This is a genomic window from Bdellovibrionales bacterium (genome assembly GCA_018266295.1).
Lineage (GTDB): Bacteria > Bdellovibrionota > Bdellovibrionia > Bdellovibrionales > Bdellovibrionaceae > JACMRP01.
Map to the genome: position 1 here is coordinate 18,247 of JAFEAQ010000011.1, position 22,238 is coordinate 40,484.

Consider the following 22,238-nt stretch of genomic DNA (forward strand, 5'->3'; position numbering starts at 1 on the left):
CTCTTTAAAAATCTGATCGAAACAAATATTTCTTTGTTGTATTGGTATCTTATTAGGACCACTGGTTAACATTAGTTTTTAAAGAAGAATTTACCTATTACCTGCTATAAATAATGATAATAGTTTCAAGAAAGAAGCTGAGATACCGACGAGTATTCTGAAAATATTTTTTTTGCTCTTTCTTCAAAAAAATTCGAATCTTTGTACTTGGATAAGTTTATTAAACATCTCTCCAGAGCTTTTGTTAACTCAACAATGCTATCTGCGTCCCCAGAAATTTCTGGAAAAAAATTAATTTCCCCACATGCACCTCCGCTTGATGTCACACAAGGTTTGCCAAAAGATTGAGCTTCTAGAATCGGCAAGCCCAAACCCTCATAAATGCTCGGAAAAAAAAGTACATCAGCACTTTTATACTGCTCCTCAAGAACCCTGTCAGTACTATTGACATGCCATCTAAAATCAATCCCCGCTGCTGAAAACCGTTTCAAATTATAAAAAATTTCCGAGAGCTCCATCCTTGGCCCGCCTACAAATGACACACTAAAAGAAAAAGATTTTTTGAGATTTAAAAGCGCTTCTACGCCCTTCAAAAAATTTTTTCTAGCATCAAAGAAATTTACACAAAGTATTTCATAAGGCCCTTCTTGATTGTCTTTTAAATTCCCTGTCGGACGCGAAACTAAACTAAAAGAGAAAGGGATAACAGCGTAGTCTCGGCTAGATGATTTAGAGTACTTTCTCATCATCTGGAAGTCGGCCATCGTATGCCTTGAAATATGGCTAATAGCCACACAATTATTAAGATAGTACTCAAAGCCAACTTTATGAAGAAACGCAAATTTAATAAGAGGATCACTTGCTCCGACGAATTTAAGTTTTCCTAAAGAGATTAAGTTTGGAATGATATCGTATACGATACCGATAGAATTTTGAACAATAGGAAATCTCTCCGAAACAGCCCACGGAGCTGTTAAAATTACTCTATAGTATGTTTCTAAATCATCAATCACGTATTTTTTATCGTAGAAGTCCTTTGTTTCTTGATGCACCCAAGAAGTATAAACGTGCTTTTCATGCAATTTATCGGCAGTAATAATGACATCTTCGCGCTCCTCACAAAAAGATTCTGCATAAATCTCTTCGAAGGTTTTACCTCTAAAAGAAATCTTAATAATTTTATTGTCATCTGCTATCGCCCAATCAGCTTGAAATCCAAGCTTAATAATTTCCTGAAAATAAAATTTGATAACTCTGCGCACACCAATGTGAGAATTTAAAAAATCTTTTGAAACTACAAAAAGTATTTTATTAGACATCACTTTCTCTTTGCCAAAAATAAGTAGTGTACCTTTTTAAGGTACCAAACAATAAGAGGTGCTCGCTGGCTAAAAAATTGTTTCATAAGAGGATATACATATTTTTTATTAAGTAGGTATAAGAACTTAATTACCTTAAACAAAATCTTTTTAGCCAAGTAATTTATTCTCATAAGAATAGTTACTCTTCTAATAGAATATTCCTTACCCGTTACATCAGTAAATCCAATATATTTAAGATTTTCTGAATATGGATATCTTGTAGTATGAGGGTCAAACTTTAATACAGGTAAAGGTGTTGAATTGCCATGGTCAGATAGAATTGTCGCTTTTGAGGATATATTTAATCTTAGCGGAATTCCGTCATGGTATAATCTCTTTGAAAGCTCAAAATCACCATCTTTAGAACTAAAAATTAGGTGATTCCATTCATTTTTTATCAGAATCTCTCTTTTAGCAATAAAAATTCCGTTTAAACAAAATGCATCCTCTACATAGTTATCATATGCCAACAGGCTCTTAGAATTTGTTAGCCATGTAAGTCCGACTGTTAACCAATCTAAATAACGGCTGCCTGACATCGTTTCTGTTTTAATGCTAACAAAAGAAAAACCATAACCGAAGTTCGAAAACCCCGTAAAAAAATCACTATCAATACTGATCGGATCATCAGCAAATAAAATATTTTGAAATTTCATATTTTGAACAAGAAAATTTTTAACAAGCGAAAAATTAATATCACTTTCATCTGAGTAAGATGGCATTTTCAAAAAACGCACTCCAGTTTTGTCTGAAATGCTCTCTATCTCGTCGCCATATACTAAAAACTCAAACTCAGGCCTATTTTTAGCCTCAACAACACTTTCATAAAACTCAACAATTTTAACTGAGTTGTTATGATTTATAACCCCAAACGACCAGGCATCTGAGATTTGAAATAAGTTCCTTTTTAGGTTAATGGAAATCTGCGTATAACCGTCTTCAAAAACATTTTCATCTAACAACTGAACATTTTGCCCAAAACGAGTAAAAATAAAATTTTTAAGCCTCGCGGAAGTTAGGAAATGTGTCGCTAAGAACTTTAAATGTAACGTGCCTCCACTTGGTGATATTAAATTAAAACACTCATCGAGTATGAGTGGCCAAAATCTTGAAGCGGCAATATTTTTCTCAAAGTAGTATACATTTGAAAACTTACCCTGGTAGCTTGCAGGCGATCGAAATGAGGAGTCAAGGTAGTTAAATTGAAAAAATGGCATTTTGGGAATTGGAGGATATTGCCCAATCCAAACCTCATCATATAAACCACCTTGAGTGCTTTCGACATTATTTATATTCACTTCATCTCGAGTCATACTATTAGCTCAGACGGACGGGACCTGCGTTTTGCGGACTCATAGGCTTGTTGAATTTTACTGATAGCATCACTTGTATCTGGCTCAGCCCAGAACTGCAGCCGCTCTTCGCCACTACTAACCCAAATAAAGTCAGTTGCTTTCACTGGAACCAAATTGAATTTCACTGGGAAAATAAGAGACGACCATCTTTCTTTACGCTTAATATCGTTAGACCCCGACCAATCAGTCATCACAACTAAATTTCCAACCTCTGCAGTTTCGGCACAATTCAAGCCATAGCCTTCAGACCTATGAAGAGATATATAGCAGTCACAAGACCTCTTTAATCCTATCTGCTCTTCATAACTAGTCTGTTTCTGTTCTAAAACAATAATGTTATTTTTAAACTTCGACTTAATCTCTGCTTTAAAGGTCTCGTAAGCTGTATTCATAGTCGATTCCTGGATTTTAGGAAGATGAATATAGAGAACTAATGCGGCATCATCTTTGTTAATCGCTTCTCCAAAACATCTAATCACCGCATCTTGATTTTTTCTCGCTCCGCCAGAAGAAAATGAATAGGAGGCAAGGAATAAAACTTTATCCTTAGGCAACCGAAAATAAGATCGGTCATATTTACGTCCATAAGAAGCATCAATCTGCACGTTTAAATCAAATGTACTTACGTTTAAGTTTGCATCAACACTTTTGATTGCATCTCTCACAAAATCTGAGCCAGCCCAAATTTCATCTGGATATCGCAAATTAACGAATAATCGCTTCGGAATTTTTGGCAACTCCCAAAAGGTGTAGTTAATATTATAGCGTCTCTGAAGAATTTTTCTTAAACGAGAAAAGTTTGCCTGATTAAATGGAAATCCATCGGAAAGGATATTGATTCCGTATAAAGGCTCTTTGGAAACATACTTCTCGAGGTCAGGGAAATCTTGTTTCATATTTGAATGATCATGGGGAAATATATTGCATATTGCAACCGGCACACCTTCACGAATGAGTTGCCTAGCCATATAGCAAGTGGCATTGAACACTCCGCCTTCAACGAAATTGGTAATAATGTTCACACCACTGCTAATTTGTGGTCTTTGCTTTTTTACTTTTAGTTTCCATCTAGCCTCCCAATATTTCGAGTTAATGGAGGCAATCACCCTATTTGAAAAAAACTTTTTTTTTACCTGACTTTTAAGAAAGGCGTTAGTTTTCTTAATACCCTTCTTAAAAATTTCTTTCCAAGGCACTCTTCCTATGTTGCGTACCGCATACGACTTAACCAAAACTTTAATAACTTTCAACAAAACTCTAGAGGGGAAATCACTTGGTGGTACTTCAAGTATTTTCCATATGCTATTCGCGCCAGCAATATTCTTTTCAAGATCACTTAGGTTAGAAACAACAAATGCATTCGTCAGATGATCCGGAACATCGGTTCTTGAAGATGAATGCATATTGAATCTAGGGACAATTTTCGCATCCAACATGACTCTTGTTAGTTCCACGTCCTCAGCTTGGTTATGAAAAATAGCATCATTGAATGGAATTTCTTTAAATAAAGTTGTCTTACCAACAAGAAGGCCGCCATTTAGATAATGAGAATGCCAAGACTTCTTATAGTCAGTGCATTCTGAAATCTGTCCCCAGATCAGCTCTCCCTTATCGTCGATAGAGCAATATGCAGGATAATTCTTGCCACTAGCATGATATTGCCTAATCGTTAAGAAATCGAAATCGTAGCCGTACTTTTCAAACCCAGTAAAAAAATCTGAATTCAAAATATAACGATCATGTAAAAGCATGATATTTTCATGCTTTGCCATATTCACAATATCATTTTTTTTGCGACAAATATCAGCGTACAACGGACTATAAGCTTTGCTATTGTAGACCACCTGATATTTGTCTAAAATACTTGAGTAAGGCCCGCAAATAATAATCTCGTGTTCGGGTCCACCAAAATCGCGAACAGATTTACAGAAATCTTCGACAAGCTCGGGTTTTTTACCCTGAGTCAGCATTCCAAAAGTCCATATTTTCTTTGGAGGCTGATACTGTGTTCTCTCAATTTTATAGGTATTAATAATAACGGGTGCGGAAATCTTTTCGTATATGAGTTCGGACTTCACTCCATACTTTCGGTATAAAAAGCTCTTTACCGCTGGAATCGAAATAAACTCATTTTGAACATAAGAAAATGTCAAAGTTCCTTGGCTTGGCAAAAGACGGATCATTTCATCAAGACGAATTTTCCAGCCAAGATCATTAAGAGGCTTTTCCAAACTCCAAACAAAATCAAAACTTCCTTGCATCTCAGCCGGTGGCCGGAAATCAAGGGTTGATGAAAGATCAAAATTCACTGATTTAATTTCAGAGCTTTCACCATCCCAAAAGTGGCGGCCGCTTGATGAGGATAATTGCTTTAAAAATTCTTCCACTTGAGTCCTCTTCTCTAAAAGTTACTCACTCTCGCTATCCAAAATAGCTTATTCTAGATAACTTTTAACAAAATCGGCAACGGACTTTGAGTAAGAAGGCTGCCACGAAAACACATTTTGAAACTTCGTAGAGTCACCGACTATAGACGACTCTATAGTCAAATACGAATCAGACAAAGCAACTGGAACACCTAACTGCTTTCCCAATTCATATACAATATCTTTCAATACTTTTCCATGCCCGGTACAAATATTATAGATCCCGCAACCTTGAGGCTGACTCCAGTCAAAACGAACGATCGCTTCCATGGCACCTAAAAAGTCTTTAAGTGACAAAAAATCCCGGACAACGTTTACACGATCCAACTTAGGAATAAAGGGCTCTTTGCTGACAGTGTGTGCAGCAAACTGACTATACAGTGTTGGCATAAAAAATGGTCCGACTTGAGACTTGTGACTCGTGTTGAACAGCCGTACTATAACATAGGGAATATTATAAAAAGTGCACAAGTCTCTTACTAACAGCTCTGCCGCATATTTTGTTCTTGAGTAGACAGACTTCGGATTGACTGATGCTTCTTCTTTCATTGGTACTACGGAATTCTCATAAACATGTGCAGTACTGAAAAACACAAATACCGTTTTACTCTTTGAAAGCGTCTTTGAAAGTTTCGTTAACAACGCCTCTGTTAACATAAGATTATTTCTATACGCGACGTCGGGACTCTTCTCACATGCCGCAGGCATTGATACGCCTGCGAAGTGGAAAAAAGCCTTCTCATCACCACTTATTAGATTTGATGGCAGCTCAAAAAGATCGCCATCAAAGGTCTTAATAGCAAAGCTGCCCTGGAAGTGACTCATAACATGACTTCCCAAGAAGCCTTTATGTCCACTAACAAACAGGCTCAGCCTCTTATCTATTGTCACGACTTTCCCTAACAAGCTTAAGATCGGCGTCAACCATCATGTGAACAAGCTCTTTAAATGTCGTTTTTGGTTCCCAACCGAGATCTTTTTTAGCTTTTTCAGAAGTTCCGATTAGTAAATCTACCTCAGCAGGTCGCATAAATTTTTCATCGATCTTGACGTACTTTTTCCAATCCAAATCTGCGCGAGCAAACGCCACCTCAACAAACTCTTGGACTGTATGAGTCTGATTCGTTGCAATCACGTAGTCTCTTGGTTGATCTTGCTGGAGCATCAACCACATTGCTTCAACATAATCCCCAGCAAAGCCCCAATCACGTTTAGCGTCCAAATTCCCCAATCTTAATTCATTTGCAAGGCCATTTTTGATCATAGCTACGTGATAAGAAATTTTTCGAGTTACAAACTCGAGACCACGACGAGGACTTTCATGATTAAACAAAATTCCGCTCGTAGCATGCATATTAAAAGATTCACGATAATTAATTGTGATCCAATGCCCGTAAAGTTTAGCTACTCCATATGGAGAGCGTGGGTAGAAAGGCGTTGCCTCAGTCTGTGGTACAGCCTGAACTTTTCCGAACATTTCCGAACTTGAAGCTTGATAGAAGCGTGCCTTCGGTGCTGCTTGGCGTACTGCCTCTAGCATTCTTGTCACACCGACGGCCGTAAAGTCTGCGGTGAGTGTTGGTTGCTTCCAAGATGTCTGCACAAAGCTTTGAGCAGCAAGATTGTAAACTTCATCAGGCTTTGACTCCTCAACAGCTGAAGTCAATGAGTTCCCATCCAGGAGATCACCAGAAAGCAATTCGACTTGCGACAAAATGTGATCAATACGACTTGTGACGTTTGTACTTGATCTTCGGGTGAGGCCATAAACCTTGTAACCCTTCGACAAAAGAAGTTCTGCTAAATACGATCCATCTTGTCCCGTAATACCCGTAATCAGTGCGCGTTTCATTGTTTCTCCTGAAAGAATGCGAATTAAAAATTTCGCATTTCACTCTAAACAATGTCAATATTTACTTAGGTTAAAACACTCTTATAAACACTCCTAGAATAGTCTTTCCAAGATGCTGCATTTTCGCCGATTTGCTGATTCAGCTGAAACTTCTGAGTAGTGCAATCCAAGAAATCTTGCATGGCCTGAGAAATCGACTCTACACTACCCGGCTCCACCAAATAGTATGTCTTTACAAAGTTACTACAGACGTCTCGCATTGCGCTATTATTCGAAGTAATAACCGGTAGAGAAAACTCATTAGCTTCAATAATAGGCAAGCCAAACCCCTCTACCAGTGATGGATATACCGCGCACCAGCTTCTCAGTAGGATATCCTCTAGCTCCTTATCGCCAACATTGTGCATAAAACGGATTGGAACACCCTTCTTCTGCAGTCCGCTGATTTTTTTCCAAAACTCTTCTTCGACCCAACCAACCTTGCCAATACACAAAATTTCGAACTGGTAACCGTCATTTTTCAGCTTTTCAGCTGCTAGCGCCAAACGTAAATGATTCTTTCTAGGTTCAATAGTACTGACATAGACAAAAGTCGGAACTTTAAACTTGTCTCTACTTTCAATATCAGTATGACGAACGAAAGGGAGATACAGGGATTCTACCTTAGGAATAGCAACTGCATTTTCACGTTTCCAGCCGTCCAAGTAGAACTTTACCTGATCTGCACTATACTCGCTGATTGCAATAACTTTATCAGAAATTCGAACGATTCGCATGTAGTTGAGAAACTCACGAGAGACTTCAACAAGCTCAGGATGATAAATGGGAATAAGATCGTACAGAATAACACTCAACTGAACGTTGAAAAAACGCTTCATTGCTAAGTATTGGTCTGCCCTACCCTTTTCATATATTAACTCAGGCAAAAGTATTTTCATTCCATCTATTGGCTTTAACGGAACTAGATCAAAACATCTTTTTTTACGCATGCGAATCTTGCGCACAATTCCTGGCTTAGCGCCCTCGAGCCCTTCTTTTAGTTCAGAAAAGAGCCCCACTTCACTTAAAGAATTTAAAGATGAACTTAAAGAACGGCTTACAAAACGAAGAACCTTGTACAATAGATCGTTTGCAAATGTGCGGATTCCAGGAGCTCTTTGCATTGGGCCAGAAGTGGGATTCATACGCTCTAAGAACTGCCGCTTCTCGATATCCGTTAGAACAACAAAACCATTGATATCAAAGTCATAACGAATGAGTTCAAAGGTCACTTTGTCTTCAACAAAACTCTGTACAATTTTTCTCGCAACCTTTTGAATTCCTGTAACTATGGGGCACGAGTCCGTATCCGTCACATCAATATAGATGGTCGAGCTAGAGGCAATATGAGGCCCCCGAATCCTAGCGCGCGTTTTTCCAGGTATCTTCTTGAGCTCATAGCTTGAAAGTGAAGGCAGACGAAACTGATTGTCGATAAACTCTAAAATTTCACTTTGGTTCATACTGTCCTAAAATAACTAATGATTCTATAGATTAAAGAAGATCCTGAAACTACTAACGGAACTAGAATAGAAATCCAGAGTCCCGCCTCAATTGTAATTGCCGCTGCAAAATAGAATGTTGCACAAACGTATAGCAAAAGTATTGCCACATATTTTATCAATGCAAAAATATATTCCTGCTTCAAAAAGTCATAATTTTGGTCGACCCAAAAAAACGTATTTGAAATGACCATTAGAGAACCGATTCCAAGCAATGAAAGTCCGTGCAAATATTTTTCACCAAAAAACCTTACAAGAAGGCTAACGGGGCTTAAGTAAATAATCAATGCCAAGCCAAACGAAATCATCAAGGTTACGCCTACAATCTTGGCAAATCGGATATTAAACAATTTTAAACTTTGTGTTAAAGTATTTGCGAGAACACTATAATTGGCCCCCAGTATAATAACACCTAGCATGGTAGCGGGCTCTACAAGCTTGACTACAAGCTGAAAGTTTCCGAAGTCCTCTTTAGATAGGTATTCGGCGATGACCAACGAAATAACTCGTGACTGAAACACACTTATGAAGGCCAAAAGAGAAAGAAAAAATCCCCCTTTTAAGATTTTCAAAAACTCACTAGGCTCAATCCTCTTACTCGTCTTTATGCCTATTTTTCTTCCAATCGCCCACTGTTGATATGTTGAGCATATCCCCTGCACTGGAGATGTGAAACACAGCAGAAAAATATTGGCTTTCAAAGCTGCTGCTAAAATACGTGCAATATTGAGGGAGATACTCTGAACAATCGCTATTTTTTGCGCAACATGGTTTAAAAGCCTTTGATCGCAAATGACTGCCACGTAGTCATTAAAGCGGAATAGAAAGCGGATGCTTGCAATAGCTAGCAACAGCCAGAATGCTCTTTCCGGAGAGAAGACGAAGCCGAACAAGCAAACTAAAAATAAAATCATAAAAATGACAATATTTTGCCAAAACCACAAGGAAGTTACGGTTGTCTCCTTGTCTGGATTTGACGCGAGATAATTTCTCAGATGAGTGGGGTTTACGAATGCAAAGGCTTCAAAGATTGTAAGGTAACTCATCACTAGCTGATATGTACCAAAAATATCTGGAGAGAAACTTCGCGCCAGATAGGAGGTCGCCGCAAATGCTAGAGCGTATCTCAAAAACGTATTGAGATTCGCCCAAAAAATATTCCGTAAAATAAGAGCTTTATGCGATTTAAACTCGCTCATCTACATTCGTTTCATCAAAGTAAATGACTTTTGAGCCTTCTTGCTCGACTTTAAAATTCAATTTCTCTAAACCTAGCGCGGCCTGCAAATTTACCGCTTTTTCCGGAGGGCAAATAAATAGTAGAAACCCTCCACCACCAGCACCAAGAAGTTTACCTCCCCACGCCCCTGCCTTCATACCACGTTCGTAAGCCTCATCAATTTCCGGATTTGAAATCTTACTTGCCATCTGCTTTTTGTAAAGCCAGTTCTGATGCAATAGCTCTCCAAGCTCTTGCCACTGACCTGCATACAGTAAATCACGAGCTTTGAATACAGATGCAACCATCTGCTGCATCATTTTGAACTTCTCATCACTTTGCATATTGCTCTTCTGCTCATTCAGAACAGATGACGTTGAACGTGTCTGGCCCGTATAAAACAAATGCATGTGCGACTGGAATTGCTGAAAAACTTTCTGACTTAAGTTAACTTGCTCAACCTCAACAAAGCCGTTGGTATTGAATTTAAAAATATTAATACCACCGAAAGCAGCAGCATACTGATCTTGCTTGCCAATAGGCTCTTTCAACTTTTCAATCTCGATACTGCACGCCTCTTCAGCCAATCGTTGCTTAGGAACGAATTTATTATGACGAGCATAGAGGTTCTGCAACAATCCGACTGTAAAACAAGAGCTAGACCCCATTCCCGTTCCAGCCGGAATATCAGCAATAGAGCTTAACTCTACCCCACCCTTCATTTTAAACTGCAGAAAAACTTCGCGAATAATCGGATGATTAATATCACGCGGGTCATTCACTGTCTCAGTGCGTGAGTACTTCGCGCGAATTTTATCTTTTTCAAAAAAGTTATGAACCGAAAGATACATGTACTTATCGATCGTAAAGCTAAGAACAGCCCCTGGCGATTGAGAGTAAAAGGCCTCAAGATCTGAGCCGCCACCAAAAAGACTGATACGGAAAGGCGTTTTTGTCATAATCATAGTTGCAGATCCTTTCGAGGGAGAATGCCCTCCGCCAAAATATACTCTACAGCTTCCAAAAGGCCTGAGCAGATTTTTTCTGGTTCAACAGCTTTAGCCTCTTTGTAGGGATATCCCTCGCCGCCAGTTACGCCAACAGTTCTCAGCTGGAATGTCTTCCCACACTCAACATCCCGCCAAGTGTCGCCGACCATCCAAGAATGAGGTCGATCAATATTAAACTCTGAACTCGCCGCCTTCAGCATACCCGTTTTAGGTTTTCTGCAATCGCAGTCGACTTTCAACTCTGGACGCTCGCCGGGAAATCCTTTTTCTGGATGATGTGGGCAATAGTAAATGCGCTCGACCCAGGCTCCAGACTCCCCAAGCAATGTCTCCATCTTTGCATGAATGAAGTGCAAGTCTTTTTCAGACAGATAGCCTTTGGCAATCATAGGTTGATTTGTCACGACAACAACGAGATAGCCTGCACGATTCAATTTACGAATCGCATCAGCCGCACCTTCACGCAGTTTCACATCTTCGCTTTTGTGGATATCTGGAACGTATTGAAGAATCACTCCATCTCTATCCAAAAATACTGTAGGGCGTGGGTATGAGACTCTCAGGCGCTGAACTTTGCCGCTCTCCCAATCGTCACGAACCTTCTTAAGACGATCTGGCGTACCCATATCTTTCAGATACTCAGGGGAATTGAAGGCCATCACGTTTTTCTTAAGAACCATTTCCGGAAAGATATCTCTTGCTAAATCACCACGGAAGCCCTCTGGGATCATTTCAAAAACTTCCGGAGGCAATATGTAGACAGCCGCATTCACAAGATTACGAGCTATCAAACCTGGAGCATGGGGCTTTGTGATAAATTTTAAAATTCGGTTGGCCTCATCAACATCTACCAAATCAGAATCATAGGGATGATCATTCGGATGAACAACCAACGTCGCAAATGCTTTACTGTTGGCATGAAAGGCCGCAGCTTTATCAAGACTCAAAGAAGCTACGAGATCGCCATAGACCACCCAAAAAGGTTTATGGATTTTTCCCTGGAGCTGTTTCAACGCACCGGCAGTTCCCAAAGGCTCCGTCTCTTCGATGATCTCTACAGACAATCCCCATCGACTCCCATCGCCAAAATAATCGCGAATATGTTGAGCCATGTAGCCGGTCAGTAAAATGACTTTCTTAATTCCGAACTCTTTCAGCCACTCTACTTGGCGCTCTAGGAGTGGCTTTCCTGCAATATCAATCATTGGTTTAGGCAGGTTTTTTGCCATTTCGCCAAGACGAGTTCCCTTGCCTCCGGCCAAAATGACCGCGATTTCAGGAATAGCACTGTGATTTTCAGAAGATACTGGCGAAAAATTCATCCTATTGTATTTAAATTGAATCTGCATACATAGCAAGATTGCTTTTGAGGAAAACTCTCTGCTATTGTCAGTCCATGCAAGCTGATCCACGCACTAAAAATATCTGGTTTAATTCGACTTCCTTAAACACTTATTTTTCCGACTATAAAAAGGCTTTAGCCCAAGCTATGGAGACTATTCCCCAGGCCGAAATGGAAAAAGCCCATAAAGTGATGGTGGATGTCGCAAAACGTGGCGGCACTTTCTTTGTTGCAGGCAATGGCGGCTCCTCTGCCATCGCAGACCATCTTTGCTGCGACTGGACAAAAGGGACCTACGGAGAAAATCTCCTCCCTTTAAGAACGACTTCTTTAGGTGCTAACGCTGCTCTTATGACGGCTATCGGCAATGACTTTGGCTATGACGAAGTCTTTTCTCGCCACCTCAAAATGATGGCAAAGCCAACAGATGCCCTTTTCGTTATTTCTTCGTCCGGCAACAGCCCTAACATCGTCAATGCCATTAAAATGGCCCAAGAATTGGGCATTCCGAGTATTGCGCTGACAGGTTTTGCCGGCGGAAAAGCAAAAGACCTAGCAACTGTGAAAATTCACGTTGAGTACTCGAACTACGCGATTGTTGAGGACTGCCATCAGGCGGCGATGCAAGCGCTGGCGCAATACTTCTTTGCAGCTCAATCACCTCAGAAATAATGACGGCAGCTCACTTAACTCCAAATCTCGTTTCCATCGTCACTCCTGCTTATAACTCTGCAGCAACGATGGAAGCTACAATTCAATCCGTCTTAAGCCAAACGCACCAATCTTGGGAATTACTTGTCGTTATCGATCAGGGCACAAAAGATGCAACTCCTGATATTGTTTTAAACTACTCCGCAACAGATCCACGTATTCGCCTTTTAAAAGTACCTCAAGGCAAAGGTTTGGCACTCTCTCGCAACTACGCTCTTTCCCAAGCTAGAGGGCAATATGTGGCCTTTTTAGATAGTGACGACGTTTGGTTACCAGAAAAGCTCGAAAAGCAACTTGAGCATCTGAAGAAGAATAATGGAGCCTTTGCGACCCATCGCTATCGCCGAATGTCCTTTGATGAAAAAACCGTGGGACATTTATTAAACGTCCCCGCGAAAATCACCTACAAAGATCTTTTAGTAAACAATGTAATCGGCTGTCTCACTGTCCTTGTTGATCAATCCCAAACAGGTCCTCTGCAATTTGAGGAGACTAAGCACGAAGACTTTTTACTTTGGTTGAGTCTCTTAAAAAGAGGCTTTGACTGTTATGGACTTCAAGAGGATCTAGCTCGCTATCGTATTGTTCCGAGCTCTCGATCCGCGAACAAGTTCGAAATGGCTGCGGTTCGCTGGAAGATTCTTAGAAAACATGAGAGGCTTAATGTTTTTTCAAGCCTCTATTATCTGAGTGGCTATGTCGCCACATCGCTGAACAAGTATAAGCAGTTTTAAGTCCTTGCATAGTCGTCTTGATAGCGAACGATATCATCTTCCCCGAAGTAAGAACCACTTTGAACTTCGATGAACTCCAGAGGCGTCTCACTCGTATTGCGAATACGGTGCTTCGCTCCTACCGGAATGAAAACATGCTTTCCGTAGCTCACTGGAATGACCTCGTCATTTAGAACAACTTCGCCCCTACCCTTCACAACAACCCAATGCTCTGAACGGTTGTTGTGAGATTGATAACTCAACTGGGCTTTTGGATCCACAGTGATCACCTTAGATTTGTAATACTCGGTATCATTCAAAATTCTGTACTGTCCCCACGGACGAATCTCAAAATTATGATCTTTCACTTTTTGACTACCTGCTTTTGAAAGCTGATCGACTACATTCTTTACTTTTTCAGTCTCACCTTTTTTCGCAACAACAAGGGCATCTTCGGTATCAATGACCACTAAGTCATCAACGCCAATAAAGGCATACGTTTTATCTTTCATTCCAGCTAGGGCATTGTTAGTCGCTTCTACTTGAATTTTTTCACCTTCAAAGTCCCCGTTCAAATTAACTAAGGCATCCCAACTTCCAATATCACTCCAAGAAAAACTGCATGGAACGCAAGTGTGGGATTCCAACTTTTCCATAATGCCGTAATCGATACTTTGACTTGGACATTTAGAATAGATCTCTTTCAAGTTACTATGATCAACTTCAAGATCTTCTATCGCTTGCCACAACTCAGGCATGTGCTTTTTAAACTCGGCAATCAAAGTAGAAACTTTGAAAATGAACATGCCGGCGTTCCAAACGAAGTTGCCCTTTTCCAAAAATTCAATAGCCTTTTCAAGAGCTGGTTTTTCACGGAAACCAATTGCACAAAGCCCCTCAATGCCGCCAACGCCTTTTCCTTGGAGTTCAATATAACCGTATCCAGTTGACGGAAGGGTTGGCTTGATGCCTAGGGTAACGATTTGACCACTCTTTGCGATCTCTTCAGCCGCACGAACATGTTGATGAAATAGAGACGCATCTGGAATGTAGTGATCGGCAGGAAAGACACCCACGACCTCTTCAGACTGTCCACTCATCTCAAAGTTTTTACAGAGCAATGCAATCGCCGGTGCAGTATTCATCGCAAAAGGTTCATAGATTACGCGCTCAGCACTTTGTCCAATTTCTTTAAGGCTTTTCTCAGTTAGTACTTTTAACGCTTCTGTCGTAATAACCCAAGGGTTTCCTAGAGGCTGAAGTCGTTTGTAGGTTTTCACAAAAAGCGACTCATCTAAAATTTTTGAAAATTGTTTTGGACATGCCTTTCGAGAAACAGGCCACAAACGAGTGCCACTACCACCTGAAATAATCACTGGAATCATCTATCCCCCTGGGAGATTAAAAAATGCTATAGATCAGGGGCTAAAGCCAATAGATTTACAGCAAACGCACTATGTCAGGTTGGAGACTGATATGTTTACCTTGTCAGCTTTTTAAAGCAACAATAGAAACCCTTTGAATGAAAGGTTTGCATTTATGGCTCTTAAATTCGGCACTAGTGGAGTTCGCGGATTAGTTACAGAACTGACTGATTCAGAAGTTTATCTATTTACATTGTCATTTTTAAAGCACGCTGAATCTCTAGGTCAAACCTCCGCTGTTGCGTTAGCTCACGACCTTCGAGAAAGCAGCCCACAAATTCAAAAAGCCGCCATCCGTGCTATTCACGATTTCGGCCGTAAAGCCATCCTCTGTGGTAAAATTCCCACACCGGCACTAGCATACTACACTAAGAAAAAGAGCTGTTTGGCAGTGATGATTACAGGAAGTCACATTCCCGCTGATCGTAACGGGATTAAATTCTACCTGGAAACCGGTGAGACCCTCAAAGCAGATGATCAAGCTATCTACGAAATTTATGAGAGTCTTAAGAAAGCCTTTCCTGGGTTGCCTCCGATAAAGAACGTCACGCCAGAAAACGCAGAAAAAGAGGCACGCGGACTATACATTCAGCGCTACTTGGATTTCTTCCCTCCAAATATACTTTCCGGAAAAAGACTGTTGTTTTATCAGCACTCTTCAGTCGCTCGAGATCTTTATCCTGAAATTTTAGAGCAACTTGGCGCTGAAGTGATTCGTGTCGGGTTCTCAGAGACTTTCATACCAGTAGATACCGAAGCCGTTGATGCCGTGGATAAGTTCGGAGGCTGGATAAAAGAACACAAGGCAGATGCATTGATTAGTACTGATGGCGATGCCGACAGACCTCTCTTTGTTGATGCTGGGGGCTCCGTCATCCCAGGAGATAAGATCGGTACTCTTGCCAGTATGTATCTCGGCTGTGAAGCAATCGCTCTTCCTATTAGCTGCAATTCAGGCATTGCAGAAATGAAAAACTTTAAGAAAGTCAGTTTAACAAAAATTGGTTCACCTTTTGTTGTTCAGGCTCTTAACGAACTTGAAAAAGAATTCGACTCCGTTGGAGGCTTTGAAGCTAATGGCGGATACCTTTTACAGTCTGATGTGACTCTGGAGGGCAGAAAACTAGAATCTCTGCCAACAAGAGATGCGGTACTTCCAGTTATTTCTTTACTGGCACTCGCTAAAAAACATTCGTTAAAGACAAATGAGATTACAAGTCTGCTACCGAAAATTTATACTTCTAGTGGTCTAATTAAAAATTTTCCTACCGAAAAGAGCTTAGGAATTCTAGAAACCGCGAAAATGGATACAGTAAAGTTTTTCTCTAACTTGCTGAAAGATCAAAATCTTACCTTACTTGACGTGAATACTCTTGACGGGCTTCGCTGTAGGTTTAAAGGGGATGTAGTTATCCACCTTCGTCCCTCTGGAAATGCCCCTGAGTTCCGTTGCTATATCGAAGCACCAACGCAAGCTAGAGCTGACGAGCTTTGCGCGAAGACTACCGAAGCCCTCAAGGAAACATCGGCTTAATTCTTCAGCAAACCTGTAAATTTTCTTTCGCGCTGTCGCCAAAAGGTCTAGCTCTTGTTTTAAACATTGTAAGTTTATAAACAGAAAAATATGTTCTTCAGACAACAAAACACTATCAAGGAGGATAGAATGAAGAAATATATTTTTAGTGCAATTTTCGTGATGGTCACTTCAGCACTTTACGTAAACGCTCAGAGCAACATTATGTCTCTGAACTTTATTGCCCCGCAAATTGATGATCGCAGCTATGTATCAAACCCACAACCTGGCGAAATCGTATTTGACTCTGGCGCCAATGCTTTTTATGGACATGACTCAACTGCCTGGACTCAATTAGGTACAACAGCTGGGAGCTCAATGCCTTCTGGAGCTATCGTTCCATTCGCTGGCTCTACAGCTCCAACAGGCTTCCTCCTTGCAGATGGGTCAGCAGTTAGCCGTACCACCTACTCCGCTCTTTTCGCTATTATTGGCACAACATATGGTGCGGGAGACGGATCTACTACATTCAACCTGCCAGACTTAAGAGGTATCTTCGTTCGTGGTGCTGGAACACAAACAGTCGGTTCTATTTCATACACTGGTACTTTGGCATCTAAGCAAAACGACCAACTTCAGGGACATACACATGGATATGGTTCAAATACTAATACAGGAAGTGGGCCTTACTTAAACTTCGGGACAAATGCTTCATCTGATACAACTATGCGAAGCAATACATTGGGCCTTAACTCCGACGGCTCTAATGGGACTCCAAGAGCTGGAGCAGAAACTCGTCCAGCCAACATTTCTCTCACTTACATTATTAAAATCTAGATCCTTTATTAACACGCGAGGGCGCCTAACCTCTCGCGTGTCTCAATCTGAGACTCCCACCTCGCACCCAGCTCATTTCCCCTCTGAAAACACGATTTTTCAACCTAGAGTATTTATTCTAATCTAAAATAAGAGTATGTATATCGATGCTTACTCCGTCATTGTCCAGAAGGATTTCGATGGGGGAGATTCCCTCCAGCGTGAGGGTATGTATGCCTTCGGTAAAAAGCTTCGATATAATTCCACCGACAATAAAATCTATCTCGCGCCGCCTGCTTCTCGGCGGATTGCTTCGACCGATGTGATGGATAATTTTGAAGTTCAGCCAGGGATTTATGTTCGGCATCCCGATCACTTGAAATGGTATTCAAATCCCGACACGACCTCTCGCGATCAGCTCCTGCCTGTGATCGCCTACTGTGCCGCTTACGAAGATTATCCCCGCCTCTGGCGGCTCTTTAAAGCCACCGCCCAGCGTGGGTTCTTTGCGCAAAACACTCTTCGCATCGGCGAAGGTGAAACCGATACGAAACTGCCCGATCCTATGCACCTCAATATCGCCCAGTTCATTCGTGCCGGCGGCTGGTGGACCGCGCCCCTTTATCCGCTGCTCTTCGTGTTTGATTCTTATGAACTTGTTGGCACCGTCCTCGCAGCCCTGCCACTGCATTTTAAAGATGACCATTGGGTTCCGCGAAAGAAAAATCAGAACGACGTCGATGATAACAACATCGTTATTCAACACCTCATGGCTGCCGTCTATAAACCGACGCCCATCTCAGAGCTGAATCGCTATCTTTACTCTATCTTAAGGCCTGTGAATTATGGCAACACCCTGCTCGGAGAAAAGAATCCCGTCATGGGGGCCCTTCGCTGGTATCATCGCAGTGAATACGGTGGCGAAGGCAATCCTGAGATTGCCGAGCTTTACCGACCCCTTGTTGAAAAATATTTTACTTATCAAACTCCGCGCGAATTTATTGCGGAGCTCGTAGAGAAATTTGAATCCCGGGATGTTTTCGTCGCTATCAATCGCGACTATTACTGATGACGGCGCTGCAACTTTGCCCACTCGTGAGCCGTCACAATGCCGACAGTCTCCGTATTCGGATCAAACACAATCTTTACGTCGCCCTTTGCGAGTTGCTTTTCGACCTGTGTGACTTTCGTTTCGAAACCCACTTCTTCGCGGCCGTAATCTGTGCCTTCGCGCAGAATGAAGCTCTCGATGATCGCGCGGATGGTATCCTCGTTTAAGGCATCCAAAGGAACTTCGACTGGGGGTTGTGATTCTTTTTCGATATCCATAGAGTCACAGTATCAGACACCTTCGCCCTTTTCACCAAAGAAGCTACTACGCTCCTCTTCATGACGTCCCTGAAGCCCCGCACCACAAATATGGGAACTATATCGGATATAGCTCATATTCCGGATAGACATTTCGAAATCCGGTCAATTCCTCATTCAAAGAGCCTTGAATAGCCCCTTCTCAGGCACGCTCGTTGCTATTCAAGGCCGCTATGAAGTCTTTTATATCTCAAATACAAATCCTATTGACGTATAAATTAAAATACGGTATATTTTTATATACGTTAGGTTTTTATGCCTAGCTGGAAAGTTAGAATAACTACCAAAGTCAGAGACTGAGCTACATCAGCTTCTAATCAACGGATCTATCACAAAAAGTGATATTAAGGCTCTCCTGCGCTGGGTGGATGAGATGGAAGAATTTGGCCCAGATCATATTGCTAGCTCTAGAGAATGGCATGACCATGCATTAGAACGAACCTGGCGAGGTTATAGATCTTCTGCCTTTAGTAAATCTGGAAGAGTGATTTACCGAGTTTTCGAAACCACGGTTATTGTCGAAGTTCATCGAGTCACAGCAGATCACAACTACAGAAAGTAGAGGTGCCCATGAAAGATATGAGAAAAGTACTCCATGATATTTTAGATGAAGATCTTTCTCCGGGCGAAGCCCTTAGAGCACTCAGGATTAAAAATGGGATTTCTCAAGACGATCTTCAAGAAATTACCGGCATCGCAAGAACCAATATAAGCGCCCTAGAGAATGGACGACTTGATCTGACTGCGCATTACGCCGTCATTTTCGCCGTCGCACTAAAGACCCATCCCGCCGATCTCCTCTTCCCCAACGGCAAATATGAAAAAAACTCCGAAGTTCGGCAAATCGAGAAAAAAGCCGAAGCCTTTCTAAAAAAACGCGTTGCCAATGGGAAATGAAGTGAACAACTAGCCGAAACGTCCTGTGATGTAGTTCTCCGTACGCGTGTCGTTCGGAGTCGTAAAGATCTGATCCGTATCGCCGAACTCGATCACTTCGCCCAAGTACATGTACGCCGTATAGTCCGCCGTCCGCGCTGCTTGATGCAAGTTATGGGTCACCATCACGATCGTGATTTCACGCTTTAATTCTGTAATCAATTCTTCGATATGTGCTGTTGAAATCGGATCCAAGGCGCTTGTTGGTTCATCGAGAAGCAAAATCTCTGGCTCCGTCGCCAAAGCACGTGCGATACACAGGCGCTGCTGCTGACCGCCCGACATATCCGTTGCATGCGAATTCAAACGGTCCTTCACTTCGTTCCACAGACCCGCCTGCTGCAAAGATTTTACTACGCGCTCTTCGATGAAGCTCTTCTTACGCACGCCACGGACTTTTAAACCGTACGCCACGTTTTCAAAGATCGTCTTCGGAAATGGATTTGGCTTTTGGAAAACCATGCCGATACGCATGCGCACTTCCATCGGATCAATCTCTTTACCCAAGATATTGCGTGCACCCGGATGAAGAACGATCTCGCCCTGGTAGTTCGCCGTCGCATACAAATCATGCATACGGTTAAAACAACGCAAAAGCGTGGTTTTGCCACAGCCTGAAGGACCGATCAATGCCGTCATACGGTTTTCATAAATCGGCAAAGACACGCTCTTTAAAACCTGCTTAGGGCCATAGAAGAAATTTAAGTTTTTAACTTCCGCGCGCAAGGACGCCGGCATCTGTTTCGTATTCATAAATTACCACTTCATCTTCTTGCGGAAACGGTAGCGGATATAAATCGCAATCCCGTTAAGCAGCAAAGTCATCAAGAGCAGGACAATCCCCGTCGCCGCCGCGTTCACGTGGAACTCCTCTTGCGGACGCGAGAGCCAGTTAAACATCTGAATCGGCAAAGCCGTGAAAGGATCCTTCAACCACTGGAAACTCACAAAAGGAAAGTCCGGCTTCACTGGCGACGTCGGCAAGAAAGCCACAAACGTCAATGCCCCAATTGTGATAATCGGCGCGGTCTCGCCGATCGCGCGCGACAGAGAGATAATCACGCCCGTCATAATACCGCCTGAAGAGTACGGCAGGATGTGATACCGAATCGTCTGCCACTTACTCGCACCCACAGCGTAACTCGCCTCGCGGATCGAGTTCGGAATCGCCCGGATTGCTTCACGCGTGGTCACGATCACAATCGGCAAAACCAACAGCCCTAAGGTGAGGCCCGCCGTCAAAATACTGTGACCAAGGCCAAGCTTGTAAACGAAAATCCCCAGCGCCATCAGACCAAAAGTGATCGATGGAATTCCCGCTAGATTTAAAATATTCAACTCAATCAACTGAGTGACCCAGTTTTTCGGAGCGTACTCTTCCAAATACGTACCCGCCGCAACTCCGACAGGAATCGCGCAGAATGCGGTGGTCAGCATAATGCAAAGACTCCCCACCCAGGCCGACAAAATACCGGCACGCTCGGCAAAGCGCGAAGGGAAGTTCGTAAAGAACTCGTAAGAAAGTCTCGGCCCACCCGTCATCGCAAGATCAACGACAAGAGCCAGCAAAGTAATCAAAGCAAAAAGCAAAGACATTAGGCCCGCAAACGCAAAAAGACGGTCGCGGAATTTACGTCCTCGGATATTTCCTAAAAGCTCTTCCTGGTCGCGCTGAGGCGCAGTCAATGATTGCATCCCTAGCCTCCCGTCTCGGAGTACTTCTTACGAAGCCACATACCTAAAATATTAAAACTTAAAGTCACAATCAGCAAAGTTAAACCCGCCACATAGATAGAGCGATAACCAAGAGAGCCATAAGGCAAATCACCCATGCTAACCTGCACGATAAACGCCGTGATCGTGGCTGAAGGTTCCAGAGGATTCAGTGTCAAATTCGGCTGAAGACCCGCCGCGATTGCCACGACCATGGTTTCACCCAAGGCGCGCGAAATTCCCAGAATGTAAGCCGAGGTCACGCCGGAGAAAGCCGAAGGAATCACCACACGAAACACCGTCTGAAAGCGTGAAGCTCCCATGGCAAAAGAGGCCTCACGAAGATGATTTGCAACACTTCTCATCGCGTCTTCGCTGAGGGAGCTCACGTAAGGAACAATCATGATCCCCATCACAAGTCCCGCACTCAGAACATTAAAGCCGCCCATTTCTGGGAAAACCTTCTGAAGCAATGGCGTGACAAAAGTCAAAGCGAAGAAGCCATAAACAACCGTCGGAACCGCGGCCAGCATCTCAAGAATTGGTTTTAAAATTTCACGGGCGCGAGGTGCCGAGTACTCGCTCAAGTAAGCCGCCGTGATCGTTCCAAGTGGGATCGCTACCAAAAGTGCAATGAAGGTTGTCAGGAAGGTGCCACAGAGAAGCGGCCAGATCCCATAGTGAGCATTATCAAAAAGCGGAGTCCACTCGGTATCACCGAAGAACTGCTTCAACGAAACCGTTTGGAAAAATGGCAAAGCCTCCGACACCAAAATAAAGACGATCCCCACAGTGACAAGGACACTAGAGGCTGCAGCAGCGAATAAAATCGCCTCAATCGATCGTTCTTTTAAACGACGAAGCCGCCGAACCGGATGGTTGGCGGCAGTGAATTCTGAAAGCTTTCGCGAATTACTACTTTTTGGCATCGTTGACTG

At 42.3% G+C, this 22,238-nt stretch carries 20 protein-coding genes; 6 read left to right on the plus strand and 14 right to left on the minus strand.

Going from position 1 to position 22,238, the window contains the following annotated elements:
* Nucleotides 1-125 precede the first annotated feature (125 nt).
* From JSU04_08830 to JSU04_08870, 9 genes are all read right to left on the minus strand, one after another.
* Entirely contained in the window at nucleotides 126-1,319 is a 1,194-nt protein-coding gene (locus tag JSU04_08830) for a glycosyltransferase (protein ID MBS1970400.1), read from the minus strand.
* The gene (locus tag JSU04_08835; protein MBS1970401.1) at nucleotides 1,319-2,674 is read right to left on the minus strand and encodes a hypothetical protein; all 1,356 of its coding nucleotides are present in this window, start codon (nucleotides 2,672-2,674) and stop codon (nucleotides 1,319-1,321) included. The genes JSU04_08830 and JSU04_08835 overlap by 1 nt, the downstream gene beginning before the upstream one ends.
* Nucleotides 2,671-5,103: a glycosyltransferase gene (locus JSU04_08840; protein MBS1970402.1), complete on the minus strand. Its 2,433-nt coding sequence runs from the start codon at nucleotides 5,101-5,103 to the stop codon at nucleotides 2,671-2,673. The genes JSU04_08835 and JSU04_08840 overlap by 4 nt, the downstream gene beginning before the upstream one ends.
* Before the next feature lie 48 nt (nucleotides 5,104-5,151).
* Complete coding sequence (locus JSU04_08845; GenBank protein ID MBS1970403.1) at nucleotides 5,152-6,033, minus strand: SDR family oxidoreductase; 882 nt, start codon at nucleotides 6,031-6,033, stop codon at nucleotides 5,152-5,154.
* Nucleotides 6,020-6,994 carry a GDP-mannose 4,6-dehydratase gene (gene gmd, locus JSU04_08850; protein ID MBS1970404.1) on the minus strand — a complete coding sequence of 325 codons (975 nt, stop codon included), beginning with the start codon at nucleotides 6,992-6,994 and terminating at the stop codon, nucleotides 6,020-6,022. The genes JSU04_08845 and gmd overlap by 14 nt, the downstream gene beginning before the upstream one ends.
* Before the next feature lie 65 nt (nucleotides 6,995-7,059).
* Nucleotides 7,060-8,496: a glycosyltransferase family 4 protein gene (locus tag JSU04_08855; GenBank protein ID MBS1970405.1), complete on the minus strand. Its 1,437-nt coding sequence runs from the start codon at nucleotides 8,494-8,496 to the stop codon at nucleotides 7,060-7,062.
* A complete protein-coding gene (locus JSU04_08860) occupies nucleotides 8,493-9,734 on the minus strand; it encodes an oligosaccharide flippase family protein (protein MBS1970406.1) in 1,242 nt (413 codons plus the stop codon). Before JSU04_08860 ends, JSU04_08855 begins: the two co-directional genes overlap by 4 nt.
* On the minus strand, nucleotides 9,721-10,719 hold the full coding sequence (locus JSU04_08865) for a hypothetical protein (protein ID MBS1970407.1): 999 nt from the start codon (nucleotides 10,717-10,719) through the stop codon (nucleotides 9,721-9,723). Before JSU04_08865 ends, JSU04_08860 begins: the two co-directional genes overlap by 14 nt.
* Entirely contained in the window at nucleotides 10,716-12,113 is a 1,398-nt protein-coding gene (locus JSU04_08870) for an HAD-IIIA family hydrolase (protein ID MBS1970408.1), read from the minus strand. Before JSU04_08870 ends, JSU04_08865 begins: the two co-directional genes overlap by 4 nt.
* 140 nt (nucleotides 12,114-12,253) lie before the next feature.
* Here JSU04_08870 and JSU04_08875 point away from each other — a divergent pair, with 140 nt between their 5' ends.
* Both JSU04_08875 and JSU04_08880 read left to right on the plus strand, forming a co-directional pair.
* Complete coding sequence (locus tag JSU04_08875) at nucleotides 12,254-12,778, plus strand: SIS domain-containing protein (protein MBS1970409.1); 525 nt, start codon at nucleotides 12,254-12,256, stop codon at nucleotides 12,776-12,778.
* The gene (locus JSU04_08880; protein MBS1970410.1) at nucleotides 12,778-13,551 is read left to right on the plus strand and encodes a glycosyltransferase family 2 protein; all 774 of its coding nucleotides are present in this window, start codon (nucleotides 12,778-12,780) and stop codon (nucleotides 13,549-13,551) included. The genes JSU04_08875 and JSU04_08880 overlap by 1 nt, the downstream gene beginning before the upstream one ends.
* On the opposite strand, the gene JSU04_08885 is transcribed toward JSU04_08880, so the two are convergent.
* A complete protein-coding gene (locus JSU04_08885; GenBank protein MBS1970411.1) occupies nucleotides 13,548-14,915 on the minus strand; it encodes a mannose-1-phosphate guanylyltransferase/mannose-6-phosphate isomerase in 1,368 nt (455 codons plus the stop codon). The two genes, JSU04_08880 and JSU04_08885, sit on opposite strands and share 4 nt — an antisense overlap.
* A gap of 154 nt (nucleotides 14,916-15,069) precedes the next feature.
* Between JSU04_08885 and JSU04_08890 the strand changes: the two genes are divergently transcribed.
* The 3 genes from JSU04_08890 to JSU04_08900 all read left to right on the plus strand — a co-directional run bounded on the left by JSU04_08890 (nucleotide 15,070) and on the right by JSU04_08900 (nucleotide 18,352).
* Nucleotides 15,070-16,488: a hypothetical protein gene (locus JSU04_08890; protein MBS1970412.1), complete on the plus strand. Its 1,419-nt coding sequence runs from the start codon at nucleotides 15,070-15,072 to the stop codon at nucleotides 16,486-16,488.
* 129 nt (nucleotides 16,489-16,617) lie between these two features.
* On the plus strand, nucleotides 16,618-17,304 hold the full coding sequence (locus JSU04_08895) for a tail fiber protein (protein ID MBS1970413.1): 687 nt from the start codon (nucleotides 16,618-16,620) through the stop codon (nucleotides 17,302-17,304).
* Between the two features lie 136 nt (nucleotides 17,305-17,440).
* Nucleotides 17,441-18,352: a hypothetical protein gene (locus JSU04_08900; protein ID MBS1970414.1), complete on the plus strand. Its 912-nt coding sequence runs from the start codon at nucleotides 17,441-17,443 to the stop codon at nucleotides 18,350-18,352.
* Here JSU04_08900 and JSU04_08905 read toward each other — a convergent pair.
* Nucleotides 18,346-18,612 (minus strand): YheU family protein, encoded by a 267-nt coding sequence (locus JSU04_08905; protein MBS1970415.1) that lies wholly within the window; start codon nucleotides 18,610-18,612, stop codon nucleotides 18,346-18,348. The genes JSU04_08900 and JSU04_08905 overlap by 7 nt on opposite strands.
* Nucleotides 18,613-19,221: 609 nt before the next feature.
* On the opposite strand from JSU04_08905, the gene JSU04_08910 reads away from it, so the two are divergent.
* Nucleotides 19,222-19,548, plus strand: a complete 327-nt coding sequence (locus JSU04_08910) for a helix-turn-helix transcriptional regulator (GenBank protein MBS1970416.1) — start codon at nucleotides 19,222-19,224, stop codon at nucleotides 19,546-19,548.
* 9 nt (nucleotides 19,549-19,557) lie between these two features.
* Here the strand turns inward: JSU04_08910 and pstB are convergent, their stop codons facing one another.
* Genes pstB through pstC form a run of 3 tightly spaced genes read right to left on the minus strand, consistent with a single transcriptional unit; the run spans nucleotide 19,558 to nucleotide 22,229 of the window.
* Nucleotides 19,558-20,325 carry a phosphate ABC transporter ATP-binding protein gene (gene pstB / locus JSU04_08915; protein ID MBS1970417.1) on the minus strand — a complete coding sequence of 256 codons (768 nt, stop codon included), beginning with the start codon at nucleotides 20,323-20,325 and terminating at the stop codon, nucleotides 19,558-19,560.
* 18 nt (nucleotides 20,326-20,343) lie between these two features.
* Nucleotides 20,344-21,282, minus strand: a complete 939-nt coding sequence (pstA, locus tag JSU04_08920; GenBank protein ID MBS1970418.1) for a phosphate ABC transporter permease PstA — start codon at nucleotides 21,280-21,282, stop codon at nucleotides 20,344-20,346.
* A gap of 2 nt (nucleotides 21,283-21,284) precedes the next feature.
* Nucleotides 21,285-22,229 carry a phosphate ABC transporter permease subunit PstC gene (gene pstC / locus JSU04_08925; protein MBS1970419.1) on the minus strand — a complete coding sequence of 315 codons (945 nt, stop codon included), beginning with the start codon at nucleotides 22,227-22,229 and terminating at the stop codon, nucleotides 21,285-21,287.
* Nucleotides 22,230-22,238: the final 9 nt, after the last annotated feature.

Coding starts and splice junctions, on each gene's coding strand:
- pstB (MBS1970417.1), bottom strand. CDS start 20,325: ATGCCGGCGTCCTTGCGCGCGGAAGTTAAAAACTTAAATTTCTTCTAT.
- gmd (MBS1970404.1), bottom strand. CDS start 6,994: ATGAAACGCGCACTGATTACGGGTATTACGGGACAAGATGGATCGTAT.
- JSU04_08890 (MBS1970412.1), top strand. CDS start 15,070: ATGGCTCTTAAATTCGGCACTAGTGGAGTTCGCGGATTAGTTACAGAA.
- JSU04_08900 (MBS1970414.1), top strand. CDS start 17,441: ATGTATATCGATGCTTACTCCGTCATTGTCCAGAAGGATTTCGATGGG.
- JSU04_08835 (MBS1970401.1), bottom strand. CDS start 2,674: ATGACTCGAGATGAAGTGAATATAAATAATGTCGAAAGCACTCAAGGT.
- JSU04_08855 (MBS1970405.1), bottom strand. CDS start 8,496: ATGAACCAAAGTGAAATTTTAGAGTTTATCGACAATCAGTTTCGTCTG.
- JSU04_08880 (MBS1970410.1), top strand. CDS start 12,778: ATGACGGCAGCTCACTTAACTCCAAATCTCGTTTCCATCGTCACTCCT.
- JSU04_08910 (MBS1970416.1), top strand. CDS start 19,222: ATGAAAGATATGAGAAAAGTACTCCATGATATTTTAGATGAAGATCTT.
- JSU04_08905 (MBS1970415.1), bottom strand. CDS start 18,612: ATGGATATCGAAAAAGAATCACAACCCCCAGTCGAAGTTCCTTTGGAT.
- JSU04_08885 (MBS1970411.1), bottom strand. CDS start 14,915: ATGATTCCAGTGATTATTTCAGGTGGTAGTGGCACTCGTTTGTGGCCT.
- JSU04_08895 (MBS1970413.1), top strand. CDS start 16,618: ATGAAGAAATATATTTTTAGTGCAATTTTCGTGATGGTCACTTCAGCA.
- pstA (MBS1970418.1), bottom strand. CDS start 21,282: ATGCAATCATTGACTGCGCCTCAGCGCGACCAGGAAGAGCTTTTAGGA.
- JSU04_08830 (MBS1970400.1), bottom strand. CDS start 1,319: ATGTCTAATAAAATACTTTTTGTAGTTTCAAAAGATTTTTTAAATTCT.
- JSU04_08875 (MBS1970409.1), top strand. CDS start 12,254: ATGGAGACTATTCCCCAGGCCGAAATGGAAAAAGCCCATAAAGTGATG.
- JSU04_08860 (MBS1970406.1), bottom strand. CDS start 9,734: ATGAGCGAGTTTAAATCGCATAAAGCTCTTATTTTACGGAATATTTTT.
- pstC (MBS1970419.1), bottom strand. CDS start 22,229: ATGCCAAAAAGTAGTAATTCGCGAAAGCTTTCAGAATTCACTGCCGCC.
- JSU04_08865 (MBS1970407.1), bottom strand. CDS start 10,719: ATGATTATGACAAAAACGCCTTTCCGTATCAGTCTTTTTGGTGGCGGC.
- JSU04_08870 (MBS1970408.1), bottom strand. CDS start 12,113: ATGCAGATTCAATTTAAATACAATAGGATGAATTTTTCGCCAGTATCT.